The organism is Arthrobacter sp. Y3222053 (assembly GCF_059092805.1).
Genome location: NZ_JBNHIA010000005.1, coordinates 109,998 through 125,340 on the forward strand (window position 1 = coordinate 109,998; position 15,343 = coordinate 125,340).

At 67.1% G+C, this 15,343-nt stretch carries 14 protein-coding genes and 1 tRNA gene; 4 read left to right on the forward strand and 11 right to left on the reverse strand.

The features are described from left to right. The first annotated feature begins 14 nt into the window (after positions 1-14). Positions 15-1,484 carry a dihydrolipoyl dehydrogenase family protein gene (locus AC5RUW_RS13415; protein ID WP_494161151.1) on the forward strand — a complete coding sequence of 490 codons (1,470 nt, stop codon included), beginning with the start codon at positions 15-17 and terminating at the stop codon, positions 1,482-1,484. A 34-nt stretch (positions 1,485-1,518) separates the two neighbouring features. Here AC5RUW_RS13415 and AC5RUW_RS13420 read toward each other — a convergent pair whose 3' ends face one another. The 3 genes from AC5RUW_RS13420 to upp form a co-directional block, all read right to left on the reverse strand. Continuing rightward, positions 1,519-2,043 carry a SixA phosphatase family protein gene (locus AC5RUW_RS13420; RefSeq protein WP_494008262.1) on the reverse strand — a complete coding sequence of 175 codons (525 nt, stop codon included), beginning with the start codon at positions 2,041-2,043 and terminating at the stop codon, positions 1,519-1,521. A gap of 86 nt (positions 2,044-2,129) precedes the next feature. Beyond that, positions 2,130-2,999 (reverse strand): winged helix-turn-helix domain-containing protein, encoded by an 870-nt coding sequence (locus AC5RUW_RS13425; RefSeq protein ID WP_494008261.1) that lies wholly within the window; start codon positions 2,997-2,999, stop codon positions 2,130-2,132. A 592-nt stretch (positions 3,000-3,591) separates the two neighbouring features. Further along, positions 3,592-4,227 (reverse strand): uracil phosphoribosyltransferase, encoded by a 636-nt coding sequence (gene upp / locus AC5RUW_RS13430; protein ID WP_494008260.1) that lies wholly within the window; start codon positions 4,225-4,227, stop codon positions 3,592-3,594. Between the two features lie 99 nt (positions 4,228-4,326). On the opposite strand from upp, the gene tadA reads away from it, so the two are divergent. The 3 genes from tadA (at position 4,327) to AC5RUW_RS13445 (ending at position 5,497) form a co-directional block, all read left to right on the forward strand. Then, positions 4,327-4,812 carry a tRNA adenosine(34) deaminase TadA gene (tadA, locus tag AC5RUW_RS13435; protein WP_494008259.1) on the forward strand — a complete coding sequence of 162 codons (486 nt, stop codon included), beginning with the start codon at positions 4,327-4,329 and terminating at the stop codon, positions 4,810-4,812. A gap of 51 nt (positions 4,813-4,863) precedes the next feature. After that, a complete protein-coding gene (locus AC5RUW_RS13440) occupies positions 4,864-5,349 on the forward strand; it encodes a pyridoxamine 5'-phosphate oxidase family protein (protein WP_494008258.1) in 486 nt (161 codons plus the stop codon). Between the two features lie 58 nt (positions 5,350-5,407). Continuing rightward, positions 5,408-5,497, forward strand: a tRNA-Ser gene (locus AC5RUW_RS13445). A 349-nt stretch (positions 5,498-5,846) separates the two neighbouring features. Here AC5RUW_RS13445 and AC5RUW_RS13450 read toward each other — a convergent pair. The 8 genes from AC5RUW_RS13450 to AC5RUW_RS13485 all read right to left on the reverse strand — a co-directional run bounded on the left by AC5RUW_RS13450 (position 5,847) and on the right by AC5RUW_RS13485 (position 15,104). Next, on the reverse strand, positions 5,847-6,206 hold the full coding sequence (locus AC5RUW_RS13450; RefSeq protein WP_494008257.1) for a hypothetical protein: 360 nt from the start codon (positions 6,204-6,206) through the stop codon (positions 5,847-5,849). A 102-nt stretch (positions 6,207-6,308) separates the two neighbouring features. Further along, positions 6,309-6,626, reverse strand: coding sequence for a hypothetical protein (locus AC5RUW_RS13455; protein WP_494008256.1), 318 nt, complete (start codon positions 6,624-6,626; stop codon positions 6,309-6,311). Between the two features lie 105 nt (positions 6,627-6,731). Beyond that, positions 6,732-7,166, reverse strand: a complete 435-nt coding sequence (locus tag AC5RUW_RS13460) for a hypothetical protein (protein WP_494008255.1) — start codon at positions 7,164-7,166, stop codon at positions 6,732-6,734. Positions 7,167-7,259: 93 nt separating this feature from the next. Beyond that, positions 7,260-7,382, reverse strand: a complete 123-nt coding sequence (locus AC5RUW_RS13465) for a hypothetical protein (RefSeq protein WP_494161152.1) — start codon at positions 7,380-7,382, stop codon at positions 7,260-7,262. Between the two features lie 605 nt (positions 7,383-7,987). Continuing rightward, positions 7,988-8,422: a hypothetical protein gene (locus AC5RUW_RS13470; RefSeq protein ID WP_494161153.1), complete on the reverse strand. Its 435-nt coding sequence runs from the start codon at positions 8,420-8,422 to the stop codon at positions 7,988-7,990. Positions 8,423-8,482: 60 nt separating this feature from the next. Beyond that, positions 8,483-8,887: a hypothetical protein gene (locus tag AC5RUW_RS13475; protein ID WP_494008252.1), complete on the reverse strand. Its 405-nt coding sequence runs from the start codon at positions 8,885-8,887 to the stop codon at positions 8,483-8,485. Next, a complete protein-coding gene (locus AC5RUW_RS13480; protein WP_494161154.1) occupies positions 8,880-14,486 on the reverse strand; it encodes a DUF6531 domain-containing protein in 5,607 nt (1,868 codons plus the stop codon). Before AC5RUW_RS13480 ends, AC5RUW_RS13475 begins: the two co-directional genes overlap by 8 nt. A gap of 345 nt (positions 14,487-14,831) precedes the next feature. Next, entirely contained in the window at positions 14,832-15,104 is a 273-nt protein-coding gene (locus AC5RUW_RS13485; protein ID WP_494008250.1) for a pyrophosphorylase, read from the reverse strand. Positions 15,105-15,343: the final 239 nt, after the last annotated feature.

The following is a 15,343-nucleotide window of genomic DNA, read 5'->3' on the forward strand; positions in this document are numbered from 1 at the left end:
GCAGGGTCGGGGACATGAATGCCGACAACAGCAGCAGCGGGAGCAGGGTCGATGTCGTGGTGATCGGCGGCGGCGCCGTCGGCGAGAACGTCGCCGGACGCACGGCCGCCGCCGGGCTCGACACCGTCCTCGTGGAGAATTCCCTGATCGGCGGGGAATGCTCCTACTGGGCGTGCATGCCCTCCAAGGCGCTGCTGCATCCCGGCGCCGCGCTGGCCGCCGCGCGCAGCCTGCCCGGTGCCGCCGAGGCCGTGACGGGTGACCTCGATGTCAGGGAGGTCCTGGCCCGGCGGAACGGCTTCACCTCCAACTGGGACGACACCTCCCAGGCGGACTGGGTTCGCGGAGCCGGGATCCGCCTCATCCGCGGCACCGGAGTGCTGACGGCGCCCCGCGACGTTCAGGTCCGCACCGGCGACGGCGAGGTGGTGCACCTGCATGCCCGCTTCGCCGTGGTGCTGGCGACCGGCTCCTATCCCACCCCTCCCCCGATTCCGGGCCTGGACACCGTCGACTACTGGACCACGCGGGAAGCCACCTCCGCGCAGGAAGTGCCGCAGAGCCTGGCCGTGGTGGGAGGCGGCGTGGCCGGCACCGAGCTGGCGCAGGCCTGGGCCCGGCTCGGCGCCCGGGTCACCCTCATTGCCCGGCACGATATCCTCGGGTCCTTTCCGGAACCGGCGCGGGCACTGGTCAGGGCCGCACTGGAGGCCGACGGCGTCGACCTGCGCCTGCAGTGTTCCCCCACCGGAGTGCAGGAGACGAGCCGCGGGATCAGCCTGGCGCTGGATGACGGAGACACGCTCCTCACCGAGAAGCTGCTGGTGGCCACGGGGCGGACCCCTGCACTCGCCGGGCTGGGCCTGGAGAAGCTGATGGACACCGGGGCGCTGCCCGCTGATCCGAAACTGGCTGATCCCCGGCACGGGGTCCTGGTCACCGATCCGTCCGGCCTCGCGGCCGGAACGGACTGGCTGTACGCCGTCGGCGACGCCGCCGGCAAGGTGCTGCTGACCCATCAGGGCAAGTACGAGGCGCGGGCTGCGGGCTCCGCGATCGCGGCCCGGGCCCGCGGTAAGCTGCAGGGCGGCCCGTCGGATTGGAGCGCCGAGGCGGCCACCGCGGATGAGCGGGCGGTGCCGCAGGTGGTTTTCACCGATCCCGAGGTGGCCCAGGTGGGCCTCGACCTGTCGGCCGCGCGCGCCGCGGGCTTCAATGCGTCCGAGACGGCCCTGGACATCGACGTCGCCGGCGCGGCCCTGCTGCGCCGGGAGTACTCCGGCTGGGCTTCGATGGTGGTCGATGAGGACCGGCGCGTGATCCTCGGCATGTGCTTCGCCGGGCCGGGCGTGTCGGAACTGCTGCATGCGGCGACCATCGCCGTGGTGGGGCAGGTGCCCCTGGACCGACTGTGGCACGCGGTGCCCGCCTACCCTACGGTCAGCGAGGTGTGGCTGAGGCTGCTGGAGAAATACGGTCTCTAGGCGGCGCCGCCTGGAAAGCGGACAGCCGTGCCCGTCAGCGGCCGGGCGGGATCACGAAGTCGGTGACCCGGGCGTCCCGGCCGTCCAGTTCCGCCCACGGGCGGTCGGTCTGCAGCACCGTCAGGGCGGCCGTCGGGTAGTGCGTGGCCAGTTCCATGACCGGCTCCTCGTCGGAGTCCACGGACGCGAGCCGCATGGCGACCTCCTGGACGGCGGGCATGTGCGCCACCACCAGCAGGGTGCGCACGGTCTCCGGGACGTGGTTGATCACGGCGAGGACCGTGGCGGCGTCGGCGTCGTACAGCCGGCCTTCCAGGCGCGGGGTGGGGGCTTTGTCACCCAGCTCCCGGCACACCCAGGTGCAGGTCTGCCGGGTGCGCAGCGCCGAGGAGCAGAGGATGTAGTGCGGAACGTGCCCGTTATCGATCATCCAGGTGCCGGCCGTCGGGGCGTCCCGGTGTCCGCGGCCCGAGAGCGGACGTTCAAAATCGTCCACCCCCAGCGGCCAGTCCGCCTTCGCATGGCGCAGCAGCATCAGCGTCTTGGTTTGGCCGTCCATCCGGCCAGTCTATCGGCGTCGTACGGGCGGCCGGCATCGGGCGGGGGCACCGCCGGGGCAGCTGCGGCTGCCCCGGCGGCCACCGGCTAGATGCTGTATTCCGGAGCGGCCCAGACGACCACTTCGGGATGCTCATAGAACCGGTAACCCTGTCCGCGGACGGTGCGCACCGTGTTGGCCAGCCGGCCCAGCTTGGAACGCAGCCGGCGGATGTGCACATCGATGGTGCGCTCGTTGGGGACTTCCTCGGCGTTGCGCCACAGCCCGCTGAGCAGCTCCTCACGGCCGACCGTGCGGCTGCCGTTCTCCACCAGGTAGTTGAGCAGCTCGAATTCCTTGAAGGTCAGGTTCAGCGTTTCGCCGTCCAGGTGCACTTCGCGGCGGGACAGGTCGATCAGCACGCCGGAGGGCCGCTGGGCAGCCGGCGTCGGCGGAGCGGGCACAGGGGGCTCGACCCGTGCCCGGCGGCTGACGGTGGGATCGCCGAGGGCCTGGCGCACCACTTCAAGGTCGGTGCCGGGGGCCGCAGCCGGAGCAAGGGCGACGGCGGCGTGGCTCTGCGCGTTGGGGACCAGCGTCTGCGCGTAGGTCCGCAGCTCCTGTGCCAGCTTGGTGAGGCTGGTGCCGGCGGCTGCTGCGCTCTCTTCATCCAGGCCCACATAAATGACAAACCCCCGCGCCACGGTGTCGGCGGCCACCGGCTGAGGGCCGGGCACGCCCTGCGGGGCAATAACGGGGGTTGGGGCGGTCATCGGCTGACCTTCTGCACGGGCGGCTCCGGGGAACCTGTTGCCCGGCAGGTCCGGCCCCGCCCCGGAGAAGGCGGGCTGGCCGTAAGAGGGGGCGCCGTAGGCGGGAGCGTAGGGCCGGGGGAACCCGGCGGGCTGCTGCCGCAGCGGACCTCGGCCCTGGGGATTGCGGAGGGAGATGTGGACGTACCCGGATGCTACTGACATGTGGAACCTCAATGGTGAATTGCCGTCATCACGGCTCGAATGCAGGGGGTGTGCCCGGTCGAGATGGCGATTGATGCCCGGCGTTGGGCCTTGAGTGATGTTTGCCTGGGAGGGGGGTGGGTCCTAGGCGTGCATTCGACAACAGCAGGCGCCCAGCTCGGCGGATAGGCCGGGACGGAAAGCCGGAACACATGCTGTCGTGGTGTTGTTCACTTTACGGATTATTGCATGTAACAAAGCCTGGAGCGCAAGTAACAATATGGTCGCAGTCTCACATAGTGGACACAAAAGGCGCGTTTGTGAGCCATCTCACTGAGGGAACCCCGTAATCGCGGGGCGGGGCCGCCGACCGGCTTGAACCCGTGTACTCGATACTCCAGGTCCCGCTATCCAGCGGCCTCCGGGCGTGGGCCGGCAAAAAGAGGCCGCCGAACGGCGGCCTGAGGGCAGCGCCGGTCAGCGGTTTTTGATAAGGATGCTTAGCTCAGGCGGTTCGTCAAGCCGAATAGGCGCGTCCACATGCTGGACACGTAGGTGGGCGCCAAGCAGCACACTGAGACGCCGGGGGTTACCCTGCGCCCGGGAGCCGCGCCTAGTGCGCGACGCCGTAGAGCCGGTCGCCGGCGTCGCCCAGCCCGGGGACGATGTAGGCCTTTTCGTTCAGCCGCTCATCGATGGAGGCGAGCACGATGGTGACGTCGGCGTCCGCGAGCTCCTCTTCGAGGACCTTCAGGCCCTCCGGGGCCGCCAGGAGGCAGATGCAGGTGACGTCGGCGGCACCGCGCTTGAAGAGGAACTTGATGGCCTCGCGCAGCGTGCCTCCGGTGGCGAGCATCGGATCGAGCACGAAGACCTGACGGCCGGTGAGGTCGTCCGGAAGGCGCTCGGCATAGGTGATCGCCTCGAGGGTCTCCTCATTGCGGGCCATGCCCAGGAAACCCACCTCGGCGGTGGGGACCAGGCGGACCATGCCCTCGAGCATGCCAAGGCCGGCGCGCAGGATCGGCACCACCAGCGGGGTGGGCTTCATCAGGCCGGTGCCGACGGCCGGGGTGACCGGCGTTTCGATCTGCATCGGCTCGGTCCGGACGTGCCGCGTCGCCTCGTAGGCCAGCAGGGTCACCAGCTCCTCGGTCAGCTGCCGGAAGACCGGCGAGGAGGTGTCCTTATCCCGCAGGACGGTCAGCTTGTGGGCGACCAGGGGGTGGTCCACTACGAGTACGCGCATACGTCCAAACTACCATCGCCTGCGCGGGCCCCCGGGCGGGCAGGCCGGTCCCGCGGCGCGGTTGAAGGCAGGACGCCGGAACTGCGAGACGATGGACACATGGACCAGCTGCCGCACCGCCACCGACAGTGGATGGATCTCGCCCTGGCCGAGGCCCGCGGGGCCTTGGCCACCGGTGACGTACCCATCGGCGCCGTCGTCGTCGGGCCTGATGGGGAGGTGCTGGGCACCGGGCGGAACGAGCGCGAGGCCAGCGGTGATCCGACCGCCCACGCGGAAGTGGTGGCGATTCGCGACGCCGCGGCCAGGCTGGGCCGGTGGCGGCTGGATGACTGCACCCTCGTCGTGACGCTGGAGCCGTGTGCGATGTGCGCCGGTGCCATTGTCCTGGCGCGGGTGCCGCGCGTGGTGTTCGGGGCATGGGATGAGAAGGCCGGCGCCTCGGGCTCGGTGTTCGACATCCTGCGCGAGCCGCGGCTGAATCACTGGGTGGAGGTCTTTCCCGAAGTGCGCAGGGACGAGGCGGCTGCCCTGCTGACCCGGTTTTTCGCCGAGCGGCGCGGCGGGGTTTCCTCGAACGGCTAACAATCAGTAGGCTGATGTTATTCGTGGTTCCCACCAGAAGGAGGACAACGCATGGCATCGGACAAGACCGGCATGGACTTTGTGGTCGAGATCCTGGAGAAGGCGAAGATCGCCCACCTGACCACCATGGATCTGGAGGGGCATCTGGTCAGCCGGCCGCTGGAGCTGCAGGAGGCGGATTCCGACGGCAACCTGTGGTTCTTCACCCAGGACCCGTCCCACAAGGCGGATGAGATCCGCGCGAATCCCAACGTGAACGTGGCGATCCAGGATTCGAAGGGGTTCCTCTCGATCAGCGGCGCGGCGTCGCTCACCAAGGACCAGGGCCGGATCGATGAACTGTGGAAGGCGTCCGCGGCGGCCTGGTTCGAGAAGGGCCGGGAGGATCCGACGGTGGCCCTGCTCAAGGTGGATTCTCACACCGCCGAGTACTGGGCCAACGACGAGCCCAAGGTCGCCTCGGTGTTCAAGCTCGCCAAGAGCGCCGTCACCGGCGGTCAGCCCGACGTCGGCAGGAACGACGTCGTCGAGATGTAGGCCTCCCCGGCGGCCGAGTTTTGGGTCTGGGGCACCTGACCGGTAAGGTTGACGCGTTGGTGACGTGTCCGAGCGGCCGAAGGTGCAACACTCGAAATGTTGTTTGGTGTAAAAGCCAACGTGGGTTCAAATCCCACCGTCACCGCCAACTGAAAGGCTCCGGCCCCCTCCACGGGGCCGGAGCCTTCTGCTTTGCCCGCAAGCCCGCACACTCTGAATGTTTTGCCGCTGCGATGGCTCCTTCAGCCCACCCGCTCATAGGAATACACCCTGGGCGTCCCGCGGCCAGGAAGCAGCACCGCGGGCACTCCCAGCAGGAGAACGGCCGCCATAATCCCGAAGGCCACCAATCTGTTCTTGATCACCTGCCGTGTGGACTTGCCGGGCCGGTCTAAACCTCCGGAAGAAACACCCATTCTCTCTCCTGCCCGACTCCGGTGACCTGCCTCAGCTCACTGGGAAGCCGTTTTAGCATGTGATGCGCCCTGCTGTTGGGGTCAGCTCGCCGGCGGTTCCAGGGGCTCGGGGACCCGCTCAGGCGGGGTGATAACGAAAGGGGAACCGCCTTTGGCCAGGTAAATCGGGCGGAGCACCGCCACCACTAAAACAATGGCCAGCCCGGCCCAGTAACTGCGCACATCCGCATACACGCCAAGGGCCAGGGCCCCGCACGTGCACGCCCAGATGATGGAAACCAGCAGCACAAGCGACAGGATGCCCCTGCCGCTCATCTGGATCTTGGCGCCTGGTATCCGGTCTCTTCGCAGCTGGCGGACCTTCAGCAGGTAAATCACCGCCATCGCTATGCCGAACGCAACCAAAGCAACAAAACTCATGACCACCACGGCAGCTGCCATGTCCCACCCCTTCACGACGGCCCGATCCAGTGCCCAGACAGAACGATACAAAAATTCGCGGTTCGCGAGGAGGGCGAAACCACCCTCCACGCATGATCGAAACTAACCCGCCAGCACTCCGGCATCTACGAGCATGGATTCAGCCAATATCCAGTGACCGTACAAGAACGCGAGAACCATGGGGACACCGATCCAATAGGCGACCATCCGGTCGCCCTTACCCATGTGATGTGCATCCGGCTTCCGCGTGGCCCGCCAGGTGAAGAACACGGCCAGCGGAACCACCGCCATGGCAAAAGGCATCGGAATCCCGTTCCGGCCGAACCTGCCGCTGTAGGAAAGCCTCGCGTCCAGGGGAACTGTCGAGAACACAAAAACAGCGATCCCCAGGCAGGCGATGAAAACCACCACACACATCATCTGGAGGACCCTATTTGCCTTGGCCCCCAGCTCGAGGTCTTGTTTGGACAGCTTCAGCGGGGGTTCACCATTCCTCAACTCTTCGCCACCGTTATCGCAACGGCGTCATGATTCGTGCACCATCACTTCGGCGCTGCGGGCAGGTGTCGGGACTCCCCGCTCCTTGCGCAGCTTCTCTGCTCGATAATGCTCACGTGTATACCGGAACGTGGTGTAGCCGGTGCTCCCGAAAGCCATAACGACGAAGGCCAAAAGCCACCAGTTGGGCATCACTCCATCTCTCATCGGCAGGAGGAAAGCCGTCAAACCAAGAACGATAAAGCCCACATGGACCGAGAGGATCATTAAGCCCATGCGCCAAGACGCTGGCCGGTTCCTATGCGGGGCCCCCTCGGGCGGAAACCCGAGTTCTTCCGGCGCATAGCTGTGCAGCGCACCATCTACCGTCCTGAACAGATGCCGGACCTCACCCCGCTCCACGGCCGCCCGATGCTCTGCACGTACGCCTGCGTCATCGCCATGCACCCGCTGGTTGCTCATGGTTCCCTTCCCGCCAAGAATTACGTTCTTCTTTGCCACCGACCAACCGACGGTTGCGGTAGAAACTACTGAATCCACCTCTCGTCAGAGGAATTATTCGGGAAGGAGTCCGGCCTCAACCATCAGCAGTTCGGCCATCACCCATTGTCCCCAAACCGTGGCAATAAAGACTGCCGACTGCAGAAGATAATATGCGATGCGTTTCTTTTTGCTCATATGATGTGCCCTGCCGCTCCTGCTGGGACGAAGCATAAGGACCAGCAGGAAAGGTATGCCGGTTATGGCCAGTGGCATGGGGTACCATTGCGGCCAAACCTGCCGGAATACGGCAGTCGAGTGTCCATCGGCACGTTCTGAAAGATATAGACGGCAATCCCGATGCACACCACCAACGCAGCGGCCCCCAGGATCGTCATGATCCTTATCGCTCTTTTGCCGAGCATAAGGTCAAGCTCTGTGAGAGAACCACTCGATGCTCCGGCCCCGCTGTCGGAAACAACTTGGTGTCTAGTCATTCAGAAAGTTCCCCTCGATCACGCAGCCCCAATCGGCACTGCCAGAGCAACTGCGATGGCTCCCCAAAAGAACCAGCGGTCTCTGCGTTTCTTGCTCGCTGAGGTCCTCACGGAACCAGCGGGAGCTCCTCCATTGGGTGGTTCGACCATGCTGCTCCACCTTCTACTCGTCCGTTCGCACCAGGACCCGATGTACCAGGAGACACGCCGCGTGTATGCGCGCTCCTGCGTCAGCAGCGATCCCCGAGTCCATCACCGGAACCAGTTTCGGTAGCTGCGAGTGAGGCGGATGCTCAGCCTCTTCGATCAGGAACCAGGCAGTGTCAGTTCAGCGCCACGCCCGGGAGTCGGAACCCCCCGCTCCTTGCGCAGCTTCTCCGCTCGATAATGCTCACGCGTATAACGGAAGGTGGTATAGCCGGTGCTGGCAAAGGCGACCACAACGAACGTCAGCAGCCACCAATTGGGCATCTCTCCGTCTTGCATGGGGAGCAGAAACACCAGCAGGCCGAAAACGATAAAGGCCACATGGACCGAAAGAATCAAAAGACCCATACGCCACGTTGTGGGGCGGTTACGGTGCGGCGCTCCCTCGGGCGGGAATCCGAGTTCCTCCCTGGCATAGCTGTGCAGGTCCCCCGCCGCGGTCCTGAATAGGTGCCGGGTCTCACCACGCTCCAACGCCTCCCGGTGCTCGGCATACACTCCAGCGTCATCACCCTGCACGCGCTGCTTCCTCATAATTCTCTTCCCACCGTCCAAAACGCCCTTCCTCATCTGCCATGCCGAAAGCCGGCAAACTTACCCCCTGGCCCCGCCTTCGACGAGGATCGCTTTCGCCAGCTCCCACTGAGCCCACACAGCCACCACCATTATGGCCACGGCCAGGATATAGAGAATCACGCGGGCCCGCTTGCCCATATGGTGCGCCTTCGAGCCGTAGGGTCGAGCAAAGAGGGCGAGAAAAACCACGACGACACCCATGGCAATCGGCATCGGAATCCCGTTCCGCCCGAACCGTCCACTGTAAGGCAGCCTTGTATCCAGTGGAACGCTTTGAAACACGTAAACCGCTATCGCAAGGCTTACCACAAGGGCGGCGAGGCACCCGACGGTCATGAACCTAATAACGCGCTTCCCCAATACCAGATCCCGCTCGCTGAGATTCGGCTTACTGCGGCTGCCAGGCTCGGGCTGCTCAGTCATCACTTAGGAAGTTCCCCTCAATTATCGACCCCCCGGACTCGACAATGGTATCGGCATGTATCTCCGTGAATGTCGGCGCGGCATGCCTGCCCCGAGGAGTCCCGAGCTCTGCCACTGCGGCGCCACTTCCCCCGTCGAAGAGGACGTCAGTAAGTCCGTAGTCCTCGCCTGAGATCCCCGCTTCAGCCATACCGCCGGTTATCGACCCCGCTGCGGATATGCCGCTCCGACCAATTCGCTCGAACGGATTCGTGGCCGACGGACCAAACAGGTGAGGGGTGGGTGCACTGATTACGCTGCTCACTCCGCCATTGACCGCCGCGCCGATCACCCCTCGAGCCGTGGGCTTATCTTCCCCTACGAGATAGACAGTGGTGCTGGCTCCAGCCCCGACCGTGCCGTCCACTACCGCGGCCGAGGCAATCTCACGGGCGGGCAGTTGGCCCAAACGGGCTGCGGCACCCGGGCTGACGCGAGCGACTGTGGAGGTCACTGCGGATCCAGCGCGCGAAGCGACCTGGGACGCGGCGGCACGAACCGGCGCAGCAGCAGCGGAACCAAGTGCCTTCGTCGCCAAGCCGCTGACCTTGCCCGCCACCGGCCCGGCTATCACCCCCACTGCGCCGGTGACAGCGACCTGCCTCCAGTCCACGGAGCCCGTCGTCGCTTTCTGAATTGCCGCATCCGCGCCCGCGAACACCAAGGCCAAGCCGGCACCCTGAGCGCCGGGAACGAACATCAACCCGACCCCGGCCGCCGCGATTGCAGCAGCAGCCACGTATTCGCCGTATTCACTGAGCCAGTCCCCCACGCCGTGAAGGAATCCCCGGTCCTGCTCATCGAGGACTCGGAGTTCCGCGTCGGTGAGGGGCTTGAGGCCGGTGGGGTCGGTGCTGTTGAGGGGGTTGTTGCCGGCGTAGGAGTAGGGGTTGGCGTCCCAGCCCGCTCCGAGGACCGGTGCGAGAGGGTCTGTGGAAAGGAAGCCACGGACGGCGGGGTCATAGGCCCGCTTGCCGAGCCATTCCAGGCCGGCGACGTCGAGCCCGCCGCCGGCGGTCATACGGATACCGGCGGGCAGGAGCTCCGCGATGGACCCGGGTCCGGAGCCGGTACGGTCTCCGGTGCCCGGCGCCCCGCCAGCCAGCGCTCCGCCGGGGGCAGGGACCACGGGCGTACCGAGGACAACCCAGGGATCGGCGGAATCGGTGGGGCGGGCGGCCCGCCAGCCCGGAGCTGTCCAGATATCGCCGACCCCGGTGATGCCGCCGGGCAGGTGCCTCACCTGCTGGTCGGCGATCCCGGCGAGGGTGGGAACAGGGTTCGCGGTGTCCCACCACAGGTCGCAGCCGTCCACGCTGGCCAACTCGCCCAGGGCATCGACCCGCAGCCGGTGCCTGGCGGTGTCGGCCCCGTCCGGGGTGCGGTCGACGGTTTCCTGCAGGTGACCTGTGGGACCCCACGCGTATTCAGTCCAAGACCCGTCGGCGCGGATGAGCCGGGTCCGCCGGCCCAGACCGTCATGCACGTACTCGGCGCGCGCCCCGTCCGGTTCAACAACGGCGGTCAGCTGGCCCGCCTCATCGTACTCATACGCGCGGGTTCCGGCGGGTGTGTACTCGCGGGTCAGGCGTCCGCCGGCGTCGTACTCCCACTCGGTGACCGCCGCCCGCACCGCTGCCGCAGCATCGGGTTCCCCGTCGTCGGTGGTGGCGGCGGCGACGAGTTGTCCGGCGCCGTCGTAGGCGTAGCGGGTCGTTGTTCCGCCTCGGGTGAGGCCGGTGATCCGTCCGTCGTCGTCCCGGCCGATGAGGGTGATGTCCGTGCCGGTGCCGGTGGTGGTGCGGGTGTGTTCGGCCAGGTACCCGTGCCGGTAGGCCCAGGCCTGAACCAGGCTGCCGGCGGTGGCGGTGGTGAGCCGACCGGAGGCGTCGTAGGAGAAGGCGGCCTCACCGAGGCGGGGGTTGCTGACCGTGACCACGCGCCCTGCGGCGTCGCGGGTGTAGGTGGTGGTGGTTCCGGTCGGGTCGGTGTAGGCGGTCCGGTGTCCGTCCGCGTCGTACGCCCAAGACATGCCCCGGCTGCCGCGGGTGCGGGAGGTGAGCTGGCCGCGCCGGTTGAATCCGAGTTCGTGCTCGACCACCAGTCCGTCGGTGCCGGTGGAGTCCGCGATCACGATGCGCCGGTTGAGCTTGTCGCGGCGGATCTCCGCCAGCACCCGCCCGTTGTAGGCGGTGGCGGTTTCCTGGCCGGCGGTGTCGTAGGTCCAGGTGGTGGTGTTCCCGTCCGGGTCGGTCTGGGACAGCTGCCGGCCGGCCGGATCATAGGTCGCGGTGGTGACCCGGCCCAGCGGGTCGGTGACCGAGGAGACCTGATCGGTGTCGGTGTAGGTGCGGGTGGTGACCCCGCCCAACGGGTCGGTGATCTTCACCAGCCGGCCGCGGGGGTCGTACTCGAACCGGGTCCGCCCGCCGACGCCGTTGACGGTTTCGATGAGTTCCCCGGCGGTGTTGTATTTGAAGCGGCGGGTGCCGTACCAGGTGTCCTGGGCGAAGGTCAGCCGCCCGACCTTGTCATACCCGTACCGGGCCACGCCCTGGCCGGGGGTGCGGCGACCGGTCAGCCGGCCGGCCCCGTCGTAGGTGAACGTCTCGGTTTCCCCGGTGGGCAGTGTCCGGGCGATGACGCGCTGGTCGGCGTCGTAGGCCAGTTCGGTGACCGCCCCCAACGGGTCGATGGTCCGGAAGGGCCGGCCGCAGTTGTCGTATTCGTAGCGGGTGAGCGCCCCGGTGGGGGAGGTGATGGAGGTGATCCTGCCGGCAACATCGCGGGCCAGGACGGTGAGCCCGCCTTCCCCGTCGAGCAGTTCGACCGGGTTGCCGGCGGCATCGTAGGTGATCAGTTCGGCGGTGCCGTCTTCGGACTGGACCCGGGTGGGGCGCCCGTACTCGTCGAAGGTGTAGGTGGTGGACGCGAACGCGTCCCGCAGGGTCGCGGTGCCGGTCTTCCGGTCCGTGGCGGCATCGGCGCGGACCCCGGTCGGGTCGATGACGGCGGTCAGGTTCCCGACCGTGTCGTACTCGCGGATCCAGTCGTTCCCGGCCGGGTCGGTGATCCGGGTCAGCCGGGACAGGGAGTCGTGGGTGAAGCCCCAGCGGGTGCCGTCGGGCAGGACCGCCGCGGCCACGTTGCCCAGGTCGTCAAAGACCCGTTCCACGGACCGGCCGAGCGGGTCGATGGTGCGCACCAGTTCCCCGTTAGCCGCGTACTCGAGTGCGGTGCGGCCCCCGTCCGGTGCGGTGACGGCGGTGAGCCGGCCGGCGTCGTCGTGCTCGAAGGCCCAGACCGCCCCGTCCGGGTCCTCCCGCCGGGACAGCAGCCCGGCCGGGTTGTACCCGTACCGGGTCAGAGCTCCCGAGGGGGTGGTCGCTTCCACCGGCCGGCCCGCCGCATCGCGGACGATGACCGCGGTGTCCCCGGCCGCGCTGGTGGTCGCGATCAGATCACCAAACTGGTCGTACGTGAAGCCGATGGTGACCCCGGCAGGGTCGGTGACCTGCACCAGCAGGCCCTGCTCCCACACCAGTTCGGTCCGCCCACCCAGGGCGTCGGTGACGACGGACGGGTCGCGGGTGACCTCGTCCGCGTACTCGTAGGTGATGACCGACCCGGTGTCGGTGACCAGGGTGGTGATCCGGTCGTGATCGTCCCACCCGTAGGTGAAGTCCGCGCCCTCCGGCGTCACCGTCCGAATCCGGCGGCCCCGCTCGTCATAGGCGTGGACGGTGACCGACCCGTCGCGTTCGGTGAAGGAGACCAGGTTCCCGTGCCGGTCATAGGCCATGGACTGCCGCTCATCATGCGAGTCCCGGACCCCGACCAGCCGGCCGCGGGCGTCCGCGATCCAGGAATTCGAGCGGGTGCCGTCCTCGTCCGAAACCACGGTCACCCGGCCGGGCAGGTAGGCGAACCGGGTCCGCCGCCCATGCTGGGTCACCTGCAGCACCACCCGGCCCTGCGCGTCATACGTGTTCTCCGCCTCCAGCACCCCGGCCGCGGAGAACACGGCGTCGACCAGCCCGTCCCCGTTGATCCGGTACCGGCGGGTCCCCGCCGCCGTGGACACCTCGGTCAGGCGGCCGGCGTCGTCATACCCGTACTCCACCCGGCGCCCATCCGAAGCCCGCACCACGGCCACCCGGCCGCCCACGTACTCCACCTCCAGGAACCGGCCCCGCACATGCCACAACCGCGACACCATGTGACCGGCGTCGGCGGCATCCTGATCCGCCGTAGTGGAAGCAGGACGGTCGACGGAGACGGTGCGGCCGGGCCCGGAACCGGCGCCCAGCCAGGCCCCGGTGAGGCTGTAGGCCCACCAGGAACCCTTGTTGTCCCGGACCACCATGAGGTGGCTGGTCCCGGCAGGAACCGACGCCAGCTCCGTCAGGGAGGGCGTGCCGGCCGGCTCGCGGGAGAGCCAGTAGTTCTCCTCCACCGCCCGGCCCCAGCCCTCACCCTCGCGCGGGAAGTCCACCGCCCGACCGTCGGCCATCACCCACCGGCAACCTCCATCACTGAACACCAGGCGCTGATCCAGCACCGAGGACCAACCCGGACCAAACACCCCCGGCGCCGCCGAAACTTCATCCGCGTCCTGGCCCGTCACCGCCAGCGAGTTATACATCCGCGACAGCACCAGGTTCGACGCGACCCCGGCAAACCCCAGATCGGTTTCCGGCTCAATGAAGTTGCCCGTGGCCGTGTTCACCGGATCATTCGCATACCCCGTCGTCGGCTTCGCGCCCCACGCCGTCGGCGGATCAATCTCCAGCGCAGCCCGGGTCGCGCTCACCCCCGCCGCAGCCAGCGCCTCAGCCAACGCCGCATCGGACACCGTCGACACATTCCCCTCACCACCGGCAGCAGCGAAGGCATCCGCCACCGTCACCGCCCACAGCGCGTCATCCTCATTCGCCTGCAGATAGTCGTCATACGCCCGGACCACCCCTGAGGCGTTGATGTGACCCCAGTAGCACTGCGCTGCAAAAGACTGCAGATGGCTTCGGAGGGTCCCCGGCGTCGTTGCCAGGCTGGAATCCAATGCCCGCGAGTTGGCCGCGAAGGTCCGAAGGTTTGACGGCCGCGCCGACGACGTACCGCCGCCACCGCCGCCACCGCCGGTGCCGGGCTCAGGTGTGCGCCGGGACCCTAGGGCCGCGGCGATGGCGTCAAAGTTCGGTGCCTGCCCCGGACTCATATTCGGCCGGGGACGATCATTGTTAAGCAGGGGGTCGAGCACATGTTCCTGAAACGCGTTGCGGCTGTCCCGCCACCGAACCCACTCGTTGGCCTTCTCGCGCCGCTCGTCCTCCTCGCGGCCGGCCTCGCTCATCCTCCGGACATACTCGCCGACCAGGCGCAGCGCATCGGCGAGCGCCGTCGCATCCTGTGCCGCCGTGGTTCCGTTGGCCTGGAAGATCTCGGAAAATGCGCCGGTGAAGTCCTCCCGTGCCGCTGACACGTACCCCTGCCGCGTCCTGGCAGCTTCTTCGACCCGGGCGGCCGCCGACTCGAAAGCGGACTTCATATCCGCAGCCACACCGTAGGTATACCGGCCATCCGGATCCTCCGGCAGCAACGGTGTCACAACATAATCGCCAATGGCTTCGCTCATAATCAGTGCCCCCCACTGAAAACTGATCTAAGAACTGCAGACAGGAAACGGGCGGCTGCTGGACGGCCGTCCGGAAAGAAGATGAACAGCACCGGGCCCGCTCAACGAAAAGCGTTAAACGGGCGCGGTGTGAAAGGACCTGCGGCTGCGGGCCGTTGGTCAGTATGTCCGGCGGACAGAGCAGCCGGTACAGGAAGATGCAGGCGGCCGGGCGGCCGCAGACGCCGAGACGGCGCGGCAGCCCGGCCCCTGCACCGGGAAATCGCAGGCCTAGGCGCCGCCGCCCGCGGAGAAGATGTTCTGCGAGATCTGCTGCAGCTGGCCGCGCAGCTGCTCCAGCTCTTCACGGGCCTTGTCCAGCGCCGCCTTGGTCTCGGGCCAGGTCGAGCCGCGGAACTGTGCCGCCAGCGGGCCGTCCCACACGTTCGGATCCGAAAGGATCTTGCCCTGCGCGTCCAGCGCCGAGATCTGATCCGTGAAACCGCCGTTGATGATCGACTGCACCTGGTTAATTGCAGTCTTGGCCTGCTCAGTAGACAACACGCGCGACATAAGAATCCCCCATCTATTGGTTACGACTAATCCGCCGAACACGGACGGTCGGCGACCGAACGAAAGGCACCTTACCAACTGCCGTCGCTAAAGCCAACAGTCACAAAAAGCAACTGTGGATAGGTGCGGCCGTCATCTGCGGCACAAAAACCGATCGGGAAAGATTCGTCCATTCGCCCACCCACCCCCTATGATCCCTATGATGCTCAGGGCATCGGACGCGAGGGGGA

Excerpts from the sequence above, each read along its gene's own strand:
- AC5RUW_RS13415 (WP_494161151.1), top strand. The coding sequence starts at position 15 with ATGAATGCCGACAACAGCAGCAGCGGGAGCAGGGTCGATGTCGTGGTG.
- AC5RUW_RS13420 (WP_494008262.1), bottom strand. The coding sequence starts at position 2,043 with ATGGACGGCCAAACCAAGACGCTGATGCTGCTGCGCCATGCGAAGGCG.
- AC5RUW_RS13425 (WP_494008261.1), bottom strand. The coding sequence starts at position 2,999 with ATGTCAGTAGCATCCGGGTACGTCCACATCTCCCTCCGCAATCCCCAG.
- upp (WP_494008260.1), bottom strand. The coding sequence starts at position 4,227 with ATGCGCGTACTCGTAGTGGACCACCCCCTGGTCGCCCACAAGCTGACC.
- tadA (WP_494008259.1), top strand. The coding sequence starts at position 4,327 with ATGGACCAGCTGCCGCACCGCCACCGACAGTGGATGGATCTCGCCCTG.
- AC5RUW_RS13440 (WP_494008258.1), top strand. The coding sequence starts at position 4,864 with ATGGCATCGGACAAGACCGGCATGGACTTTGTGGTCGAGATCCTGGAG.
- AC5RUW_RS13450 (WP_494008257.1), bottom strand. The coding sequence starts at position 6,206 with ATGGCAGCTGCCGTGGTGGTCATGAGTTTTGTTGCTTTGGTTGCGTTC.
- AC5RUW_RS13455 (WP_494008256.1), bottom strand. The coding sequence starts at position 6,626 with ATGATGTGTGTGGTGGTTTTCATCGCCTGCCTGGGGATCGCTGTTTTT.
- AC5RUW_RS13460 (WP_494008255.1), bottom strand. The coding sequence starts at position 7,166 with ATGAGCAACCAGCGGGTGCATGGCGATGACGCAGGCGTACGTGCAGAG.
- AC5RUW_RS13465 (WP_494161152.1), bottom strand. The coding sequence starts at position 7,382 with ATGAGCAAAAAGAAACGCATCGCATATTATCTTCTGCAGTCGGCAGTC.
- AC5RUW_RS13470 (WP_494161153.1), bottom strand. The coding sequence starts at position 8,422 with ATGAGGAAGCAGCGCGTGCAGGGTGATGACGCTGGAGTGTATGCCGAG.
- AC5RUW_RS13475 (WP_494008252.1), bottom strand. The coding sequence starts at position 8,887 with ATGACTGAGCAGCCCGAGCCTGGCAGCCGCAGTAAGCCGAATCTCAGC.